This window comes from Acidithiobacillus concretivorus (genome assembly GCF_018853445.1).
Lineage (GTDB): Bacteria > Pseudomonadota > Gammaproteobacteria > Acidithiobacillales > Acidithiobacillaceae > Acidithiobacillus > Acidithiobacillus concretivorus.
In genome coordinates this window covers 1-929 of the sequence record NZ_JABELD010000139.1, presented here as the reverse complement: position 1 = coordinate 929, position 929 = coordinate 1, and the positions used below count along the sequence as shown (strand labels likewise).

Annotated in this window: 1 protein-coding gene; it reads right to left on the bottom strand. The window is 52.9% G+C overall.

All coding sequences use genetic code 11. The annotated features are described in order from the left end of the window. Positions 1-34 precede the first annotated feature (34 nt). A partial coding sequence (locus HJG40_RS13815) for a Tn3 family transposase (RefSeq protein WP_215864735.1) occupies positions 35-929 on the bottom strand: 895 nt, incomplete at its 5' end.

Below are 929 nucleotides of genomic sequence, written 5' to 3'. Positions count from 1 at the left end.
AGGGGTTTGAAGTCCAACGGAACGAAAACGTACGCTAAGGCCATTCATCCAGCTCCGAAGGCTGCTTTAGTGGTCTGAGCTGGCCATTCAGCACCTGTTCTGCCAGCGTAAACGAGTAGTGTCCCAGCATGTTCACATGCTTATAGCTGAGCGGGGATAATCTGGCTTCGTCCTCTTCCTTCACTTCCTCGCCCCGTTGTCGTAAGTGATCCAGGGCAGCTTGCATGTAAATGGTGTTCCATAACACCAGAGCATTGGTCACCAAACCCAGCACGCCAAATTGATCTTCCTGACCCTCCCGATACCGTTTCCGTATCTCACCGCGCTGACCGTGACAGATAGCCCTCGCGACTGCGTGACGGCCTTCGCCCCGATTCAACTGGGTCAATATCCGGCGGCGGTAATCCTCATCATCCACATAGTTCAGCAGGTACAAGGTTTTGTTGATCCGGCCAGCTTCAATGATGGCTTGTGCCAGACTGGAAGGACGATCACTTTTCAGCAGCGATCGGATCAGATCGGAGGCCTGCACGGTACCGAGCTTGAGAGAACCTGCGATACGCATCATGTCTTCCCAGTGATGCTCAATCTTTTGGGGATGGGCGCAATTACGCGCCAGGTCATTCAATGCACCGTAGTTGGCCTCTTTGTCCACGCGCCAGAAAACAGATTCACCGGCATCAGACAGGCGTGGTGAAAACTGATAGCCCAGAAGCCAGAACAAACCGAACACCATATCGCTAGCACCGGCCGTGTCGGTCATAACCTCTATCGGGTTCAGGCCGGTTTGCTGTTCCAATAGCCCCTCCAGAACAAAGATGGAATCACGCAGTGTTCCAGGGACGACAATGCCATGAAAGCCGGAGAACTGATCCGAAAGAAAGTTGTACCAGGTAATGCCACGACAAGAACCAAAGTACTTTCGGTTA